Annotated in this window: 14 protein-coding genes; 10 read left to right on the forward strand and 4 right to left on the reverse strand. The window is 38.4% G+C overall.

The window, feature by feature from the left end:
• Positions 1-226: 226 nt before the first annotated feature.
• From ESZ48_RS04655 to ESZ48_RS04665, 3 genes are all read left to right on the forward strand, one after another.
• Positions 227-706 carry an Hsp20/alpha crystallin family protein gene (locus ESZ48_RS04655; RefSeq protein WP_129016166.1) on the forward strand — a complete coding sequence of 160 codons (480 nt, stop codon included), beginning with the start codon at positions 227-229 and terminating at the stop codon, positions 704-706.
• 258 nt (positions 707-964) lie between these two features.
• Positions 965-2,479, forward strand: a complete 1,515-nt coding sequence (locus ESZ48_RS04660) for a DEAD/DEAH box helicase (protein WP_129016167.1) — start codon at positions 965-967, stop codon at positions 2,477-2,479.
• Positions 2,480-2,569: 90 nt separating this feature from the next.
• The gene (locus ESZ48_RS04665) at positions 2,570-3,241 is read left to right on the forward strand and encodes a hypothetical protein (RefSeq protein ID WP_129016168.1); all 672 of its coding nucleotides are present in this window, start codon (positions 2,570-2,572) and stop codon (positions 3,239-3,241) included.
• 4 nt (positions 3,242-3,245) lie between these two features.
• Here ESZ48_RS04665 and ESZ48_RS04670 read toward each other — a convergent pair whose 3' ends face one another.
• Positions 3,246-3,509 (reverse strand): heavy-metal-associated domain-containing protein, encoded by a 264-nt coding sequence (locus tag ESZ48_RS04670; RefSeq protein ID WP_129016169.1) that lies wholly within the window; start codon positions 3,507-3,509, stop codon positions 3,246-3,248.
• Between the two features lie 302 nt (positions 3,510-3,811).
• Between ESZ48_RS04670 and ESZ48_RS04675 the strand changes: the two genes are divergently transcribed.
• Together ESZ48_RS04675 and ESZ48_RS04680 are read left to right on the forward strand one after the other, a co-directional pair.
• Positions 3,812-5,080 (forward strand): NAD(P)/FAD-dependent oxidoreductase, encoded by a 1,269-nt coding sequence (locus ESZ48_RS04675; RefSeq protein ID WP_129016521.1) that lies wholly within the window; start codon positions 3,812-3,814, stop codon positions 5,078-5,080.
• Positions 5,081-5,274: 194 nt separating this feature from the next.
• Entirely contained in the window at positions 5,275-5,718 is a 444-nt protein-coding gene (locus ESZ48_RS04680) for a cold-shock protein (RefSeq protein ID WP_129016170.1), read from the forward strand.
• Here ESZ48_RS04680 and ESZ48_RS04685 read toward each other — a convergent pair.
• From ESZ48_RS04685 to ESZ48_RS04695, 3 genes are all read right to left on the reverse strand, one after another.
• Positions 5,715-6,311, reverse strand: coding sequence for a pseudouridine synthase (locus ESZ48_RS04685; RefSeq protein WP_129016171.1), 597 nt, complete (start codon positions 6,309-6,311; stop codon positions 5,715-5,717). The genes ESZ48_RS04680 and ESZ48_RS04685 overlap by 4 nt on opposite strands.
• Complete coding sequence (locus ESZ48_RS04690) at positions 6,298-8,589, reverse strand: type IA DNA topoisomerase (protein WP_129016172.1); 2,292 nt, start codon at positions 8,587-8,589, stop codon at positions 6,298-6,300. The genes ESZ48_RS04685 and ESZ48_RS04690 overlap by 14 nt, the downstream gene beginning before the upstream one ends.
• A gap of 214 nt (positions 8,590-8,803) precedes the next feature.
• A complete protein-coding gene (locus tag ESZ48_RS04695; RefSeq protein WP_129016173.1) occupies positions 8,804-9,610 on the reverse strand; it encodes a DUF1853 family protein in 807 nt (268 codons plus the stop codon).
• 113 nt (positions 9,611-9,723) lie between these two features.
• Here ESZ48_RS04695 and ESZ48_RS04700 point away from each other — a divergent pair, with 113 nt between their 5' ends.
• The 5 genes from ESZ48_RS04700 to ESZ48_RS19715 all read left to right on the forward strand — a co-directional run bounded on the left by ESZ48_RS04700 (position 9,724) and on the right by ESZ48_RS19715 (position 18,986).
• On the forward strand, positions 9,724-11,280 hold the full coding sequence (locus ESZ48_RS04700) for a DEAD/DEAH box helicase (RefSeq protein ID WP_129016174.1): 1,557 nt from the start codon (positions 9,724-9,726) through the stop codon (positions 11,278-11,280).
• 352 nt (positions 11,281-11,632) lie between these two features.
• Positions 11,633-14,104 carry a zinc-dependent metalloprotease gene (locus tag ESZ48_RS04705; RefSeq protein ID WP_129016175.1) on the forward strand — a complete coding sequence of 824 codons (2,472 nt, stop codon included), beginning with the start codon at positions 11,633-11,635 and terminating at the stop codon, positions 14,102-14,104.
• Positions 14,105-14,699: 595 nt separating this feature from the next.
• A complete protein-coding gene (locus tag ESZ48_RS04710) occupies positions 14,700-15,269 on the forward strand; it encodes a DUF4251 domain-containing protein (RefSeq protein WP_129016176.1) in 570 nt (189 codons plus the stop codon).
• Between the two features lie 718 nt (positions 15,270-15,987).
• Positions 15,988-16,644 carry a TetR/AcrR family transcriptional regulator gene (locus ESZ48_RS04715; protein ID WP_129016177.1) on the forward strand — a complete coding sequence of 219 codons (657 nt, stop codon included), beginning with the start codon at positions 15,988-15,990 and terminating at the stop codon, positions 16,642-16,644.
• Positions 16,645-16,646: 2 nt separating this feature from the next.
• Positions 16,647-18,986 carry an acyl-CoA dehydrogenase family protein gene (locus ESZ48_RS19715; RefSeq protein WP_317127980.1) on the forward strand — a complete coding sequence of 780 codons (2,340 nt, stop codon included), beginning with the start codon at positions 16,647-16,649 and terminating at the stop codon, positions 18,984-18,986.
• The last annotated feature ends 12 nt before the right edge of the window (positions 18,987-18,998 follow it).

Consider the following 18,998-nt stretch of genomic DNA (forward strand, 5'->3'; position numbering starts at 1 on the left):
TATACTATAAAGACGAGACAAGGAATGATTTGTTACAGTACTATGTCATACAAAGTAGTTGACGGTATGCTTGAAACTGACAAAATGTTAGTTATCAGAGTATTAACTGTGTCAAAATGTCGGTTATCTATACCTATTTGTCAGTAATTCAAGACGAAATCGCAACTGGTACTGATTTTGAAGTATAGCTATCAAATAAAGTTTAACTACTAAAATTTGAATAACAATGAGTACATTAACAACAATGCCAAGAAATGGCAACGACGTTTCTACTAGAAGAGAAACTTCTTCTTTACCAAGTTTTTCATCTTGGGTTGACAATTTGTTTGAAAGTGGAATGGGAACTGGTTTTCTATCCAATTTTAATACGGGAATGACACTTCCGGCAGTAAATATTAAAGAGAACGCCAATGAATTCTATTTAGAAATCGCTGTGCCTGGAATGAAAAAATCAGATTTTAATATTGATGTCGATAATAAAATCCTTTCCATATCTTCAGAAACCAAAGAAGAGAAAGAGCAAAAAGAAGAAAATTACACAAGACGTGAATTTGGCTATTCGTCTTTTAAAAGAACCTTTACCTTGCCAGATACGATTGAGACTGATAAAATCAGTGCCCAATACAAAGAAGGTATCCTAACGGTACATTTACCGAAAAAAGAAGAGGCAAAAGAAAAGCCAGCTAAGAGAATTAACATTTCTTAAGAATCTAGACATTAGGAGTTTTAAAGAAGCCGTCTCAAAACTAATTGAAACGGCTTTTTTATGTTTTTATCTCGGACATCAGTCTGAGAACGGTTATCATAGACTCACCTCTCAGAATATCTCATGCAATCCCACTTATATAACTATCAGATAATCACGAACTAAAATCGGAATAATTGTTAATTGTTTTCAACAATAACCACGAATAACTCTTATAAAGCCTTAAATTTGTGAAAAATTTTTTGAACCCCAATTTTTATGTCAGAAACTTTAGAGCACCTTAACAAAACCGAAACCAAAAAAGATCTTTATGATTATCAGCTTGCTGATCTGAATAAGATTTTTGAGGTCATGGAATCTGCTCCAGATAATTTTAATTTGTTGTACCAACTGCCAACGGGAGGGGGGAAGACTGTGATTTTTTCCGAGATTGTAAGGCGCTATATTAAAGACCACAACAAGAAGGTCGTCATCCTCACGCATCGCATTGAGCTCTGTAAACAGACCTCAAAAATGCTGACTAATTTTGATGTCGAAAATAAAGTTATCAATAGCCATGTCAAGGAGCTTCCTGATCAAGATCAATACAAATGCTTCGTGGCCATGGTTGAGACTTTAAACAACCGTCTCAATGATAATAAATTGCGATTGGAAGATATCGGATTGGTCATTATTGATGAGGCCCATTACAATTCGTTCAGAAAACTGTTTAAATTTTTTGAAAATTGCTTCATCCTTGGGGTCACGGCAACCCCATTAAGCTCCAATATTAAATTGCCAATGAAAGATAATTACCAAAAACTGATTGTTGGTGATGATATTTCAACCTTGATAAAAAATGGATTTTTAGCAAATGCCGATCTGTATAACTTTGATGTGGAATTAAATACATTGAAGATTGGAATCAACGGGGATTATACCGTTAAGTCTTCGGAAACACTCTACACGAATTCCTATATGTTGAGCAAACTTATTTTTGCTTACGAAGAACTGTCCAAAGGTAAAAAAACCTTGATTTTCAATAACGGGATCAACACCTCAAAAGAAGTTTACTATTCGTTTAAGCGCGCTGGTTACAAGGTTAAGCATTTGGATAATACCTGCAGCAAACAGGAGCGGAAGGAGATTTTGAAATGGTTTAAGAACACGCCAGACGCCATTCTGACCTCAGTCAGTATTTTGACCACAGGATTTGATGAACCTACTGTAGAATCGGTAATCTTGAATCGTGCGACACGTTCCTTGACCCTATATTTTCAGATGATAGGGCGCGGCTCTCGTGTTTTGAAGGATAAAAAGTCATTCTTGGTTTTGGATTTGGGCAATAATGCAGTTCGTTTTGGGCCTTGGGAACAGACGGTCGATTGGCAGCACATCTTTAAATACCCAGATTTGTATCTGGATAACCTCCGGAATGACGAAGATATTGAACGCGATTTTGTCTACGTCATGCCAGATTCGATCAGGGAACGCTTTAAGAATACTGAAAATATCGACTTTGATATTAAAGCAGAATATGAAAAAGCTATTGTTGAGGGCAACAAATCGATGGTTTCCATTGAACGCTCCATAGAACAGCACTCTAAAATGTGTATTGCCAATGCCGAAACCATTTTCGAAGCAAGAGACCTCATTAAATATTTGATGGACGACATTTCATACCGTATCAAACAGTATTCTTATTGTATGATGAACAGCACCAAGAATTACAAAGAATGGCTGATGGAAGAATATGTGAGGAAGCTTCGCTTGAGTTTTAACGGCAAGTTTTAACGTTTCCTTTAAAATTAGAGTCAGAATTAATCGTTAGTTTCGCGATAGGTATGGTTTTTGATTCTTATATCCGAAATGGTTTTTAAGCTTATGACATCTTATAAATATAAACTTTTAGGTATTTTGTTTCTCGTTGTAGTGTTCCAAACTAAGGCTCAGGAATCTCCAATTAAGAGTATTCCCATCCCTGTAGTTGAAAAGAAGGACGAGAAGAAAGAGCCTGTGCCTGAACCTGTTAAAATTGAACCCGTAATTAAGGAAGAGCAGCCTAAAGTTGAAAGTCCAAGTGCCATCAAAAAACGAGAAACCGAGTTCTCCATGTTTGACAATAGCACCTTACGTGATCCTGGAGAAATCTTTGATAATAAATGGAACAAGAAAGCCGTAGAGCAGGGCTTCCGAATGGACAGCATGGAAGATCAGTTTTTGGGCAATTTCAATATCACCGGAAAAAAAGCTAATATCAGATGTCGAGACCATGAGTATCCTGACGGAGACCGCGTTAGGGTGTTTGTCAATGGTACTGTTTTTATAGCCGATCTATTATTGACCGGTAACTTCAAAAGCTTTGATGTGCCGTTGGTAGAGGGCATCAATAAAATAGACTTTGTGGCGCTCAACCAAGGTGAATCTGGTCCAAATACAGCAGAATTCCAAGTATTTGACGATAATGGCGTTCAGGTCTCGTCAAAAAAATGGAATCTCTTAACTGGCGTTACTGCCAGTATCATTCTTGTAAAAGAAAAGGAAAAAGAGAAATAGTTCTTTAAAGTAAAGGAAAGAAAGGTCCTTTTGCAATCACATGAAATTTAAGCTCGGTAGCTTTCTCCTGAATCTCATTGACATGTACTACTTGATCCGTGTGGACTGTAACCTCGGAAGGATAAGTGTCTTCAAAAATAACTTTGATTACACCGTCAATCTTCATAATTGCGGCTTTCAATCTTGATTTTTCCTCAGGACTTCTCACATTTGTGGTAAATGTTTTACCGTGATTTCCAGGGATGATATTATCATTTATATAGGTCATTTTAATAAGGTAGTTTTAAGATCATTCTAATCCTAAATTTAAATAATTTATTGCACATCACCTAATTGCAAAGGCTTAAAAACATCGTTTTTATTAAGTGTTCAGCTAACTAATTAATTTGAAGAATTTTAGATAGATTATAAATAGGCTGTAGCAAAATGCCCTTATCAGGTCTGGCTTAGAATAATCATTTCCAAATTAATATATGCCGTTTTATAATATTTCAAGGCGATGGAATATGTATCTTTACATAATTGAACACGCACTTAATTTGATCGTGTTTAAACTCTAGTATTCACTTGATGAACAAACAAACCACTCCTAAAGTTGTCATTGTTGGCGCAGGTTTTGGCGGAATAACTATCGCGAAATCTTTCAAGAACAAACCCGTTGAAATCCTTTTAATAGACCAACACAATTATCATAATTTCCAACCTTTAATGTATCAGATTGCGACCGGCGGTTTGGAACCCGACAGTATTGCCTATCCGGTCAGGCGGATTTTTAGAAATCAAGCGAATTTCAGTTTTAGAATGGCCAAGGTGGACAAGGTTTCTGTGGCTTCACAACTTTTACACACCTCCATAGGAGATATTCGTTATGATTATTTGGTCATCGCTACGGGAAGCACCAACAACTTTTTTAATTTCGAACCTGTCAAGGACAAACTACTGACTTTAAAGTCCATTCCAGATGCGTTGAATATGCGTAGTTATATCTATCAAAACCTAGAGAAAGCATTGGCGCATCAAAATGATTTTTCTGTTGATGATCTAATGAATATTGCCATTGTTGGTGGCGGACCTGCGGGAATTGAATTGGCCGGCGCTTTGGCGGAAATGAAGCATTTTGTGCTGCCGAAGGATTTTCCTGAACTCGATTTGTCAAAAATGCAAATCAATCTCTATGAAGCAGCTCAAGAATTGTTATCTGCCATGTCAGAAGCATCTTCAATTAAAAGTTTGGTGTATTTAAAGGAACTTGGAGTTAACGTCCATCTTAGTGCTAAAGTGGATGCTTATGATGGTAAGATATTGACTTTGGCAGATGGCACCTCATTTGCTACAGATACGGTTATTTGGACCGCTGGAGTAAAAGCTGCGCCAATAGATGGTCTTCCTGCCGATTCTTTAGCAGGCAACCGAATTTTAGTGGATCAATTCAATCAGGTAAAAAACACCCAGAACATATTTGCCATAGGTGATGTGGCATCTTATGTCACAAATGAAAATCCTAAAGGCCTCCCCATGTTGGCTCCGGTAGCCCAGCAGCAAGGCAAACAACTTTCAAAAAACATCATCAAGCTTACAAATCAACTGCCAATGCTGCCCTTTAAGTATAAAAACAAAGGCGTGATGGCCACCATTGGTCGTAAAAAGGCAGTGGTGGATTTACCCAAATGGCAATTCCAAGGTACTTTTGCCTGGATGGTGTGGATGTTTATCCATATCATGTCATTGGTAGGTTTTAGAAACAAGTTCATGGCATTTTATGATTGGATGGCCAATTATTTAACCTATGATAAGCCTTTAGGACTAATAATTAGACCTTACAAGCGCAAAGATTCATAGTTTGAAACCCATTATCTCAAATCAATCTCTTATATTTGTAAGGTATATAGACATTTAGTGGATTTTAACATTGAATTATAATGTACATTGCAATCACTGAATTAATCTTTCGAATCAACAATTCCAAGAATTGCCTATCTTAAGCATAATTTGGTATTTCAAATCTAACCCTTAAAACATATTTAAAAAAAAGAATGGCTAAGTCGCAACAGACCTTTAACAAAATTGAAAAAGAAAAAGCACGTGCTAAAAAACGTGAAGAAAAAAAGAAGAAAAAAGATGCCCGTAGAGCAGAAGGCGGAAGTGATGGGATTCAATTTGCTTACGTAGATGCCTACGGAAACCTATCAGATACACCAATGGATCCTGCGGACAAGATCAAAGTAGATGCTGAAGACATCGTTTTAGGTGTTCCTAAAAAAGAAGAGGGCGAAGAAGAAGACCCAGTAAGACAAGGGAAAGTTTCTTTCTACGACAGTTCTAAAGGCTTCGGATTTATCATCGATTTAGAGAACAATGAAAAGTACTTTTGTCACGTGAGCGGACTCTTAGATGATATCGCTGAAAACGACAAAGTGAGCTTTGAATTGGAACGTGGTATGAAAGGCATGAATGCCGTAAGAGTAAAACGCGTTTAATCTACAATTAATTCATCAACTTTAATGACCTCACCCGGTTGCATTTTGTTTAGATAAATGCGACCTACACGTACACGTACCAATCTCAAGGTAGGAAAACCAACAGCAGAAGTCATTTTGCGAACCTGCCTAAATTTTCCTTCATTTATTGTGATAGAAATCCACGAGGTTGGTCCATGACGTGAGTCCCTTATTTTTTTAGAACGCTCTGCGAAATCTGGCGATTGATCCAGCTTATAAACGTGACACGCTTGGGTCTGATAGGTGATGCCCTCAAATCCAATAGTAACGCTTTCTTGAAGTTGTGCTATGGCGGTCTCAGTAATGTCTCCATCCACTTGTACGTAATATTCTTTTTCAATAGGGCTACTGCAAATGGTATTGCTTAAAAAACCATCCGTAGTCAACAACAGCAATCCTTCAGAATTTTTATCCAATCGTCCTATCGGCATGACGCCTTCAGGAAAATCATATAGTGCACCCAAGAACTTTTTATTGCGCTGATGTTTGGCATTGCTCATAAATTGACTCAGGTAACCAAATGGCTTATGGAGTAGGAAATGAATGTGTTGCGTTGGTTTAGATGTCTTCATTTAAAATACTATAAACCAATTCTTTACTCATTGTCTTTCCAGTGGCTTTTTGTCGCACGTCATCAAAGCTGAATCTGAACGAACAGCCTTCTTTGTAGTGGCTACAGCCGTAAGCGGTTTTACCTTTAATGACTGTTCCTTTCTTGCATTTTGGACAGGTCAAGCTATCTGAAGTTTCTTTTTTAACCGATTTTTTAGGTTCCAGAACCAAGTGAAATTGATCGTCAAACCTGATGAGACCTTCCAATTCTCCAGCCTCAGTTTTAAAGCCTTTGAGATTGACGGTCGATCCTTTTTGGAGCAAACGGATATATTGTTTTTCTGAAATCTTCTTGTCCTGAAACTTAAAAGGTAAAACAAAGCGACAGCCATTTTTATAATCACTGCAACCGAACGCCAATTTACCTTCGATCAAATGCCCACTTTTACATTTTGGACAGATTTCTGTGGTGATTCCAGCTTTCTTATTAACTTCTTTTTCAGCAATGGCCTTTTGTTCAACTTTTACGTGGGAGATATTTGCCCGTTGCGTCTCACTTCGGACTTCGTACACTAAAGCATCCACCATTTTTTTCATGTTGGCGATAAATTGCGCAGCACTATAAGTGCCTTTCTCAATGTCCTTCAATTGCTTTTCCCACATTCCGGTCAATTCAGCCGATTTCAACAGTTCGTTCTGAATGGTATCAATCAATTGAATACCGATATGGGTAGGCAGCACTTGCTTTTTATTGCGTTCGATATATTTCCGCTTGAACAAGGTTTCGATAATATTGGCACGTGTGGATGGACGACCGATACCATTTTCCTTCATCAGTTCGCGCATTTCATCATCATCTACCTGTTTTCCTGCAGTTTCCATGGCGCGTAGGAGGGAAGCCTCTGTAAATTGATTGGGAGGCTTGGTCTGCTTTTCCAAAAACGAAGGGTGATGTGGCCCTTTTTCACCTTTGACAAACGATGGGAGTAAATCTGATGATTTTTGTTCTTTTTCGGCCGATTCGATGACCACACGCCAGCCCTTACTCAAAATCTCTTTACCTGTAGCCTTGAAATTCACATCCGAAGCTTTTCCGATAACCGTGGTGTTCGATACCGAAGAATCATCATAAAAAACAGCTATAAACCTTCTGGTGATAATGTCATAGACTTGCTGTTGGTTGTATTGCAATTGGCTTTCTACACCCGTTGGGATAATAGCGTGGTGATCCGTCACTTTTTTATCGTTAAAGACCTTTGTTGATTTCTTGATTTTTTTGCCCAAAAGCGGCGCTGTCAATGTTGCGTATTTTTTAAGATTCTGTAAAATTCCAGCAACCTTTGGATAAATATCGTTGGGTAAAAAAGTGGTGTCTACTCTCGGGTAGGTGACCACCTTTTGTTCATAGAGTTTCTGTACAATTTTGAGCGTTTCATCAGCTGAAAACCCGAACTTATTGTTGCAATATACTTGCAAGCCTGTTAAATCGAACAGTTTTGGGGCGTAATCCTTACCTTTTTTCTTGGTGACGGAGACAATCTCAAATTCATGCTCCTTGACTTTGTTGGCCAATATTTCGCCATCTTCCATTTTGGTAAAGCGGCCTTCCTCATAGCTGAACAAAGTGTCTCTATAAAGGGTCTGCAATTCCCAATAAGGTTGTGGCACAAAGTTTTCAATCTCTTTAAATCGGTTCACCACCATCGCCAAAGTTGGTGTCTGCACACGCCCTACAGAGAGGACCTGTTTATAACCGCCATGTTTAAGCGTGTATAATCGGGTGGCATTCATTCCTAAAAGCCAATCGCCAATAGCCCGGGAAAATCCGGCGTAAAACAGATTATCATACTGTTCTGAGGGTTTTAAATTTTCAAAACCTTCCTTTATGGCTTCGGCAGTTAATGAAGAAATCCATAAACGCTGCACTTTTCCCTTATAATTTGCCTGATCCAAAACCCAGCGCTGGATCAATTCTCCTTCTTGGCCAGCATCCCCACAATTGATCACCACCTCGGCTTGGTCAAACAGTTTCTTGACAATTTTAAACTGCTTTTGAATCCCAGAATTGCTGACCACCTTAGTTTTGAACTTTTCGGGGAGCATGGGTAAATTGTTTAGATCCCAACTTTTCCAATGTGGCTTATAATCGTTGGGCTCCATTAAAGTGCAGAGGTGTCCAAAAGTGTAGGTTACCGCATACCCATTGCCTTCATAGTAGCCATCATGTCTAGTGTTAGCTCCTAAAATAGTGGCGATTTCTCGCGCGACACTGGGTTTTTCGGCAATACAAACTTTCAAAATCGATGTTTTATTACTATTAATTATTGCTATTTGGAACCGTTTTTAATGATTGAATAACTGTGGTTATTTACGGATTTGACTTCGAAGTCTATAAAAAATAAACCTTGTTTTACTTCCAAATTAAAAGTGTGCAAAGTAAAACTTTTTGAAGACATATAGCAAGGATTAAGATGAAACCACAAGGTATTTGGAGATGAACCCATTACAGAAATCACCACCAGACCACAAAGAATTTAGAATAGTGTCCATTTAGTTTCAACCAACACATGGGCGCTAGTTTCTTAAATGTCCATTGTTTGATTTCCATCATAAACCCGTGATAATCCATCCATGCTACATGTTCATGGATATCCATAAGCCAATTGACTTTTTCAGGAATATAAAATTGTCCCAGTTCAAAACGCTCGAGGTCGTTTATTTTTAGATAAAAACCTTTCACGCAGTCGGGATTCAATTGAGAAAATACTGTTTTTTGGTGATCAAGTGGCAAAAACAACTGTGCTTTAAATAAAATCTGCTGTTTAATTTCGCTTAAGTTAAGGCTTAAATCATCCAGTAGAGATTGGGTTTTGGGATGGTAGAGTAGTGGGAGTTGTTTTTCTTTTAGCTTGTCTAATTTTTGGAGTAAACTGTCCCTTCTATTCGGACCGATCCAATGTGATAATTCGGTGTTGCCTTCAGAAGGATCATACAGATAAAATTTATAGATAATCTCCAAATGCACGGGACGGTTTTCCGTCATCAAAAGTGCATCCAATTCACCAATAGTACGCTTACCATCTTGTATCTGAATGTTTTCTGCCAAAATTGAATAAGAGCCATCCTCGTCCAATTGGTGAAACACAAATTGCTCTACCAACTTCCCCAAACGCAGATGTTCATTGCTTTTTTGTGTGAAGTTTCTGAATATCATTCCCTTTAAAGCACACTGTTTTAAGCCGTAAACTTCAGCATCGTGCCATAATAAGGGCGTGTTTAAATACCCTTCGAAATTGCGTTGTAAATTATCTTTTTCCATAAAAATATAGGGCAAATTACAAATATCTTTTAAACTTATAATTGCAAGACCGCGCTAATACTCATATCTTTGCAACTTCCTATTAACATCCAACACTAAGCCCAACGTACGAAATGTCTGTAAAAACAGTTTCACAAAATTTAGAACGCCAAACCGAGAAAGATTTATACAACTATCAAAAGAATGCCATTGACAAGGTATTTAAAGCTTTTGATGAAGCTCCTTCTGATTATCACCTGCTCTATCAATTACCGACAGGTGGTGGGAAAACTGTGATTTTTTCTGAATTTGTAAGGCAATATTTAAAGAATCACGATAAAAAAGTGGTGATCTTGACTCACCGGATTGAATTATTGAAACAGACCTCAAGGATGTTGACAGAATTCAACGTGAGCAATAAGGTCGTGGACAGTAAGGCCAATTTGGAAGATCAAGCAGAGTACAGCTGTTTTGTGGCGATGGTAGAAACCTTGAACAACCGACTCCAAGAGGACATGTTGGATATTTCAGATGTCGGATTGGTGATTATTGATGAGGCGCATTACAACTCGTTCACCAAACTGTTTAAATATTTTGAAAATTCCTTTATCCTTGGCGTTACGGCAACCCCGTTGAGTTCCAATAAGGATTTGCCAATGAAGGACAACTATAACGAGCTGATTACTGGTGAGACTATTGAGCATTTGATTGAGAACAACTTCCTTTCACGGGCAGAAACTTACCAATACAACGTGGGTTTAACTTCTTTGGAAGTAGGGTCCAACGGCGATTACACCGTTAAATCTTCAGAAGATTTATACACCAATTCGGACATGTTAAGAAAAGTGGTGTATGCCTATGAGCAACATTCACTTAATAAGAAAACCTTGATCTTTAATAACGGGATCAACACGTCATTACATGTTTATGATGCCTTTAAACGTGCTGGTTACACCATTGCGCACTTAGATAATACCGCGACCAAGAAAGAGCGTAAAATGATTTTGAAATGGTTCAAAGAGACACCAAATGCTATTTTGACATCGGTGAGTATTTTGACTACCGGATTTGATGAGCCTTCCGTAGATACCATTATTTTGAACAGAGCTACGAAATCTTTGGCCTTGTATTACCAAATGGTAGGACGTGGGTCTCGTATTTATAAGGACAAAGAAGTGTTTAAGATTATCGATTTAGGTAACAATATGCACCGTTTCGGTCCATGGGGTGCGGATATTAACTGGCAGAAGATTTTCGGATCGCCAAATTATTATCTGGACAGTATTGTTAATGATGATGATATTGAAGCCAATTTTAGATATGAGATGCCTGATGCTTTACGTCAGGAATTTGCTAATTCTGAAGAGGTTTATTTTGATATGAAACAGGCCTATATCGATTCGGTCAATAAAGGCGATTCATCCAAAGTCCTTTTAGAGCAATCCATTGCACACCATACTAAAATATGTGTGGAAAACAGTGAGGATGTGTATGATGCACTGGCCTTGATGAAATTGCTGGAGGACGATATCAATCACCGTTTGGAGCGCTACACCCAGTGTATCAGTAGAAGTACTTATAACTTTGTAAAGTGGCTGCATGATGATTACCGCTTGAAACTTCGAACCCATATCAGAGAAAACTTTGATACAGTTTATGAAGAGATTCATGGGCATCCGCCTGAGGATTAATTGGGGCTAAAATGGTGATATCAGAACGCTGATAACGCTGTTTTTGCTGATAGTTACTGATTCTTTAGATCTGAAGATTTCCACAAACCATTTCATTAGAATTTGGTGTTTATATATTTGGAGCTTTTCTAAATTTTAGACACGGACCTTCCCGTCCGTTCAGGCGAATTACACAGATTTCCACAGACCATCTTATTGAAATTTGCCTGTCGGTATACAGGGATTTTCAAGATTGGTGCTAATAACATATAAAGTTTCCATCCGTTTCGCTTTTTGCCGCTCTGCAAGGATAAACACTCGCTATCTAAAACTTATTTCTATCTTTATAATCTTAACTAAACGAAATAAGTCAATGAAGAAGTTATGTCTTTTTGCACTGGTGATTGGGAGTCTGTTCAATCCGCTCAATATGAGTGCGCAATCTAAAAAAAACACTAAAAAAGCAAAGAATCAGGTAGAAGCTCCTGCTCCCGAAAAGAAGAAGGATGAGGCTATCAAAGCTTATGACAAGGTGATAACCAACGACGCTGTGACCGATGAAGGCCTCTTCAAAATCCATAAGATAAAGGAGAAATACTTCTTTGAAATTCAGGATAGTTTGCTGAATAAGGATATGTTGCTCGTGAGCCGGATGTCCAAGCTGCCATCAAATTTAGGAGGTGGCTACGTCAATGCAGGATCTAAAACCAATGAACAATTAATCACCTGGGAGCGTTTTCAAGACAAAATACTGATCAAGGTGAAATCTTATAATGCCGTGGCCAATGACAGTTTGCCCATTAATATATCCGTTAAGGCAAACAATTATGAACCCATTTTATATGCGTTTGATATTGCGGCATTTAGTAAAGATTCATCCGCTGTGGTGATTGATGTTACTAAATTCTATACAAGTGATGTAAAAGCTATTAGTGGCCTGTCCAGCAGTATGCGTGAGACTTATAAAGTTCGCAATTTAGACGAGTCTCGCAGCTTTGTCACGGCTGCAAAAAGTTTCCCGCTGAATATTGAGATTATTCAAGATTTTACTTACAATGCGTCAAAACCACCCATGCTTCCAGCAACGGAAACGATCAGTCTCCAAATGAACCAATCCATGGTGTTGTTGCCAACCACACCAATGCAGCCGCGTCTTGCGGATCCGCGTGTCGGGTTTTTTACGGTGAGTCAATATGATTATAGCAGTGAAGCTTTAAAATCAGATCAAAAAACTTACATCCGTCGCTGGCGTTTGGAACCTAAAGATCCTGAAGCTTATAAAAGAGGCGAATTGGTAGAACCTATCAAACCAATTGTCTATTATTTAGATCCCGCAACACCAGAAAAACTGCGTAAATACATTAAACAAGGGATTGAAGAATGGCAAAAGCCATTTGAAACAGCGGGATTCAAAAACGCCATTGTCGCTAAAGACCCACCTACGTACGAAGAAGATCCGGATTTCAGTCCAGAAGATATCCGTTATTCCGTAGTCCGCTATGTGGCGAGTACCACAAGAAATGCGACAGGTCCTAGCGTATCCGATCCACGCACAGGAGAAATTATTGAAAGTGACATTATTTGGTACCACAACCATTTGCGATCCTATAGAAACCGATATCTGCTGGAAACCGGAGCGGCTAATCCTTCAGCGCGTACTTTGGATACCAGCGATGAGGAAATTGGAGAGATGATGCGTATGGTTATTGCCCATGAAGTGGGCCACGCCTTAGGATTTCCGCACAATATGGCCGCCAGTAATGCCTATGATGTGGAAAGTTATCGGAACGGGGCGTTCACTCAAGAACATGGCATTGCGGCGAGTATTATGGATTATGCCCGATATAATTATATTGCCCAGCCAGGCGATGAAAACATCCGATTTGTTCGTCAGATTGGGCCTTACGACCATTATGTTACCAATTGGGGCTACCGGTGGATTCCAGGGGCGACCACAGAAGGGGAGACCCCAACCTTGGACCAGTGGGTTATGGATAAAGCTGGAGATCCGCGATTTAAATATGGGAAACAGAGCAGTCGTTTTGATCCGTCCTCACAAACCGAAGATATTGGAAACAACTCTATAAAAGCGAGTACTTACGGACTCAAAAATCTAAAATATGTGGCGGAACAACTTCCAGCATGGACTAGCGATAAAACCAACGATTATGACGATTTAAAGGAATTGCAAGGGGAGTTGCTAGGCGTTTGGAACCGTTATATGGGTCATGTGACCACGCATATTGGAGGCCTTTATGAAGACACAAAAAAGCCTAATCAAGGGGGTGTAATTTATACACCAGCTTCAAAAGCCGATCAAAAAGCAGCGATGGCATGGCTGCAGGAAAATACCTTTGCAACGCCAACCTGGATGGTCAATTTTCAAATTCTTCGCAATATTGATCATGCTGGTTATACCGAAACCTTTAGAAATGCCCAAGCAAGACATTTAAACAGCATTCTTGATTTTGACGTCCTGGGGAGATTGATTGACGGCACCGCCATCAGCAAAGAAAATTATTCAGCCTTGGATATGTTACAGGAGATGCGCAAAGGGATTTGGAAAGAACTCAACAGCAATCAGGCCGTTGATGTGTACCGACGTAATTTACAACGTGCCTATATAGACCGCATGGCGTATTTAATGACGGAGGAATTGAAGCCTGGGCGTGGGGTAAGTTTTTATAATGTGAACCAATCTGACGTGAGGGCTTTGGTAAGAGGTGAATTGAATACGCTAAAAACCCAATTGAACAGTCGCAAGAATACGGTGTCAAATACCGAAACGAAATATCATTATCAGGATGCGGTTAAGCGAATTGAGCTGATTTTAGATCCTAAATAGGATGCGTTGTTTCACAGAGACACGCGGAGGTTTCGCAGAGATGCACGGAGAAATTAAACTGAATTTTTAGACACGAACTTGCCCGTCCGTTCAGGCGGGTTAAACTGATTTCAACAGATAATCTTGTTTCACAGAGATACGCGGAGGCTTTGCAGGAGATGCACTGAGAAATTTTTCGAAGTACATTAATTTTACGAATAGTCTGCGTGATATAATAGTACACTGATTTGTTTCACAGAGATACGCGGAGGTTTCGCAGAGGTCCACGGAGAAATGTTTCTAAGTACGATAAGTTCACGAATATTCTGCGTGAAATAATAGTACACTGATTTGTTTCACAGAGATACGCGGAGAAATTTTTGTAAGTACATTAATTTACGAATACTCTGCGTGTAATCTTTGCATCTCTGCGTCTTTGCGTGAAAAATAGAACGGAGAAGAGGCAGATTTTAATAGAGATTAACTGATATTTTTGGAATTTCATCACTTTGGTGAAAAATGGAACGCTGATGACACAGATATATTACAGATTGTGGATATCAAAATTATTAATATTCATGAAAATTAGTTCTAATATTTTTGTAATTTTAAGACTATGAAACACTTACTGCCATATTGTATGTTAGTTGTGATGGTGCTGAGCTGTGGTTCCAACAAAGTATTCACGGAGCAGGATAATCAAGACTATCAAAAACTACAGGATTTGGTAGACTCAAAATCCTTTGAGATTGTTTCCAATAGTGCTATGCCAATGGCTTCAGCATCTTTTAGTAAGGTTGCAAATTCGAGAATTTTAGGTCCAGGCAATAACGCAGGCAATATAGACATCTCATCAAATTCCAATAGATTGGTAGTTAAAGGAGATAGTATCCGAGGGTTTTTACCATTTTATGGAGATCAGAATTTTGGTGGTGGTTACAATGGAAATCATTCAGGAATTGAATTCAATGATGTTCCAGAAAATTATAAAGTAAGTTTGAACCATAAAAAGCACTCTGTAGACATTCGTTTTAAAATAGCAGACCAATACCGCAGTAGTGAGCGTTATGATATTATAATTACTTTATTTCCAAATAACAGAAGTACCATAAGAGTACAATCTACAACTCGAAGTTCTATTGAATATACAGGACGGGTCAGTGAGCTGGAAGAGGCTAAGGAATAGTTATTGAGTTCTTCACTTCAAAATATTCTATTTTACATAATATAAATTATAGGGCAATTTATAGCAATTTACGCAATAGCGCCATTTCGGCGTTATTTGACATAGTCATAGATATAACAACACGCCAGTGTTTTATATCGTTAATGATTATGTGCAAGTAAATTGTGGGTTCCTACGCATTGTTCATAATTTGAATATCCTGGGACATTGTTCAAATGTTTTTAAATAAGCGATTCTAAGCATTCTTAAAGTTGACAATTATAACTTGTCAATCATATTTTCTAAAGAATACTTGCTCAATTCTGGAATTGCATTCGTAAACACCCTAATTTCCCAATTTGATAAATGTGGCAACATTACGTTGTTACTTTTAAATATTAAGTTCGGATTTAGAAATTCAGTTGACCGAATTAGATATAAAACTTTCGTTTCACCCTCAAACAAAAGAGCAAAACCAATTAGCAGATTTTCGTTTAATTCTCCTAAATCTTGTTTTGAAATTTTAATCGATTATTCAGTTTCAGCATTAATCGATTTATAGAATAATCTAATTGGTGTTCTTCCAGCAAGATTCCAATCCAAAGACTAATTAGTATACTTTTTCTTCGAATTTCATTATTCCACACAAATAAATTTGCTTTTGAAAATAATTAGTCACAAACGACTAATTATTAGTTTATTTTGACTAATATTGATAAATGAAATCTTTATTTTCAAAATGACAACAAAAGAAAACATTATTAATTCCTCGGTAATATACTTTAATCAACACGGTTTTACGGCGGTTTCCTTAAATGAGATTGCCGGTCATTTAGACATGACCAGAGGGAATCTCACCTATCATTATAAAACAAAAGACGACTTACTTAAGGCAATTACGGATGCGATGTGGAAAAAAATTGCCGCAGAACGCGCAAAATCCAGAGCCCTCCCCTCTTTTGAAAACCTTCATAATGAAGTGCAACTATATTATCGTTTTCAGAAAGAATATGCTTTTATCTTTTTAGACTCTCAGGTTTTAGTCCACCCGATGGTTAAAAAACAATTTCGGGAAATGACTAAACAAACAGTGCTCGATAATAAGAAAGCCATTGCTTTTGCCATTTCTATTGGCAATATGAAGCCAGAACCTTTTAAAGGCGCCTATCATAATATTGCGCTTCTGGTGTGGATGATTGCATTTTTCTGGTCTGCACAACAGATTATCAGAGGTGATCAAAGCAAGGAAGATGGTGAAGCCCTGATTTGGTCTATTCTTTTACCGCATTTCACGGATAAAGGGAAAAAATCGATGACTGCCTTTTTTGGTGAGGATTATCTGGATAATCTGGGAGAAGCATTTGATACGACTATAGACAAATACATATCGTTTTAAATATGACACATTTTTCAAAAGAACATAAAGAATTCAGACAACGCTTAAGAGAATTTCTTGAAAAAGAAGTGCAGCCTCATATTTCTGAATGGGAAGACGCTGGTAGAATCCCAATTTTTATTTGGAAAAAAATGGGCGACCATGGCTTTCTTGGATTGTCTTACCCTAAAGAATATGGTGGTAAAGCCTTAGATTATTTCTATGATGTTGTGTTTAATGAAGAATTGGGTAAAATGAACTCTGGCGGCTTTGTTATTAGCCAACAAGTCGTACAATATATGTCTGGACCTTATATTTTAAACTATGGTACAGAACAATTAAAAGACAGGTATTTACCTGGTATTATTTCTGGAGATGTTGTGAGTTGTATCGCTATTACAGAACCAGAAGCTGGCTCAGATATCGCAAACATTCAAACTTACGCTGAAGTTCAAGGCGACCATTATATCATCAACGGAACAAAAACATTTGTCACTAACGGCATGCAAGGAAGTTATGCTGTAGTTGCTGTTAAAACGGATTTAGAAGCCGAAGCTAAAGGCATTAGCTTATTGGTGATCGATTTAGGTGCTGACGGCATTCATAAAACCGAGTTGAAGAAATTAGGTTGGCAGTCTTCCGACACAGCTACCTTGACTTTTGAGAATGTTAAAGTGCCTAAAGAAAACCTAATTGGAGAAGCAGGAAAAGGCTTTCAATACCTCATGAACGGACTGCAATTAGAGCGTTTATGCGTAGTGCCAAGCGCTATCGCCACTATGGAATATGCGCTTGACGAATCTTTACGCTATATGGCAAACCGAAAAACCTTCGGCAAAAACCTAAATAAAGTTCAAATATTACGACATAAAATTGCACAATTAACTTCTGAAGTAGAAGCCTTAAAAGCATTCAGTTATCACTGTGCCAAGGTGTACAACGAAGGGATTTATGATGTAAAACTTATTGCATCAGCAAAATTAATCGCCACAGAATTACACGAAAAAGTTGCGACACAATGTTTGCAGATTTTTGGTGGTAGTGGCTTTATGGACGATCATCCCTTAGCACGTATGTACAGAGATACACGCGCAGGCTCATTGAGTGCAGGATCTTCAGAGATGATGAAAGACATAATTGCTAAAGTTGTTATTGACAAGAAAGAATACACCAGTCTCACACATACCAAAGCAAAACACCCTTCTCCTTTCAATGAAGATCACGACTTATTTAGAGCTTCCGTAAAAGACTTTTTAAAACGGGAGGTAATCCCAAACCTGGATCAATGGGAGAAAGATGGCGAAGTGCCACGAGCGATCTATGAGAAGTTTGGAGCCATGGGGTACTTCGGACTGCGTTTTCCGGAAGCCTATGGCGGTTCCGATTTAGACATTTGGTACGAAGTGGTGTTACACGAAGAACTTTCACGAATCAACTCTGGTGGATTTGCCGCAGCCATGGGCGCGCATTTCTTCTTAGCCATGGTACATGTTAATGGCTCCGGAAGTGAAGCACAAAAACAAAAATATCTGACGGCAGGTAATGAAGGCAAACTCATTGGCTGTTTGGCGGTTACCGAACCAGATACCGGTTCAGACGTGAAATCCATTAGAACATCTGCTGTAAAAGATGGTGATCATTATATCATTAATGGTGCTAAAACATTTATTACCAATGGCGTGAATAGCGATTATATCGTTGCTGCCGTTAAGACCAATCCGGAAGCTGGCTATTACGGCATCAGTATGATGCTGATTGAACGCGATCGGAAAGGTGTGAGTGCTACGAAACTAAATAAATTGGGTTGGAGAGCATCTGATACTGGAGAAATAGGATTGGACAACGTCAAAGTTCCTGTAGAAAACTTATTGGGAGAAGAAAACCATGGTTTCTTTTACATCATGCAACATTTTGTTTCAGAACGCTTATCCATAGCAGCTGGCTCGGTATCGGGCGCAGAATATGCCATTGAACTCACCTTAGATTATATGAATCAGAGAGCTGTTTTTGGCAAGAAAATCAAAGAATTTCAGGTTTTAAGACATCGGATCGCACAAATGTCAGCCGAAATAGAATGTAACAAACAGTTTTTATACAGCATATACGATCGTCATAGTAAAGGTGAATACCTTGTAAAAGAAGCCTCGATGGCAAAATTGATGTGTTCACAAATGCTGGACAGGGTGACTTTTGAATGCCTACAAATGTTTGGCGGGAATGGCTTTATGGAAGACTATCCATTGGCACGTATGTGGCGCGATGCGCGATTAAACCAAATCGGCGGCGGCACCTCAGAAATACTCTGTGAAATTATTTCTAAAATGATTGTTGATGAGAAAAATTACGCTTCAAAAACAGCATAGAACAATGATGCC

Origin of the sequence: Gelidibacter gilvus, assembly GCF_004115975.1 — a bacterium.
Lineage (GTDB): Bacteria > Bacteroidota > Bacteroidia > Flavobacteriales > Flavobacteriaceae > Gelidibacter > Gelidibacter gilvus.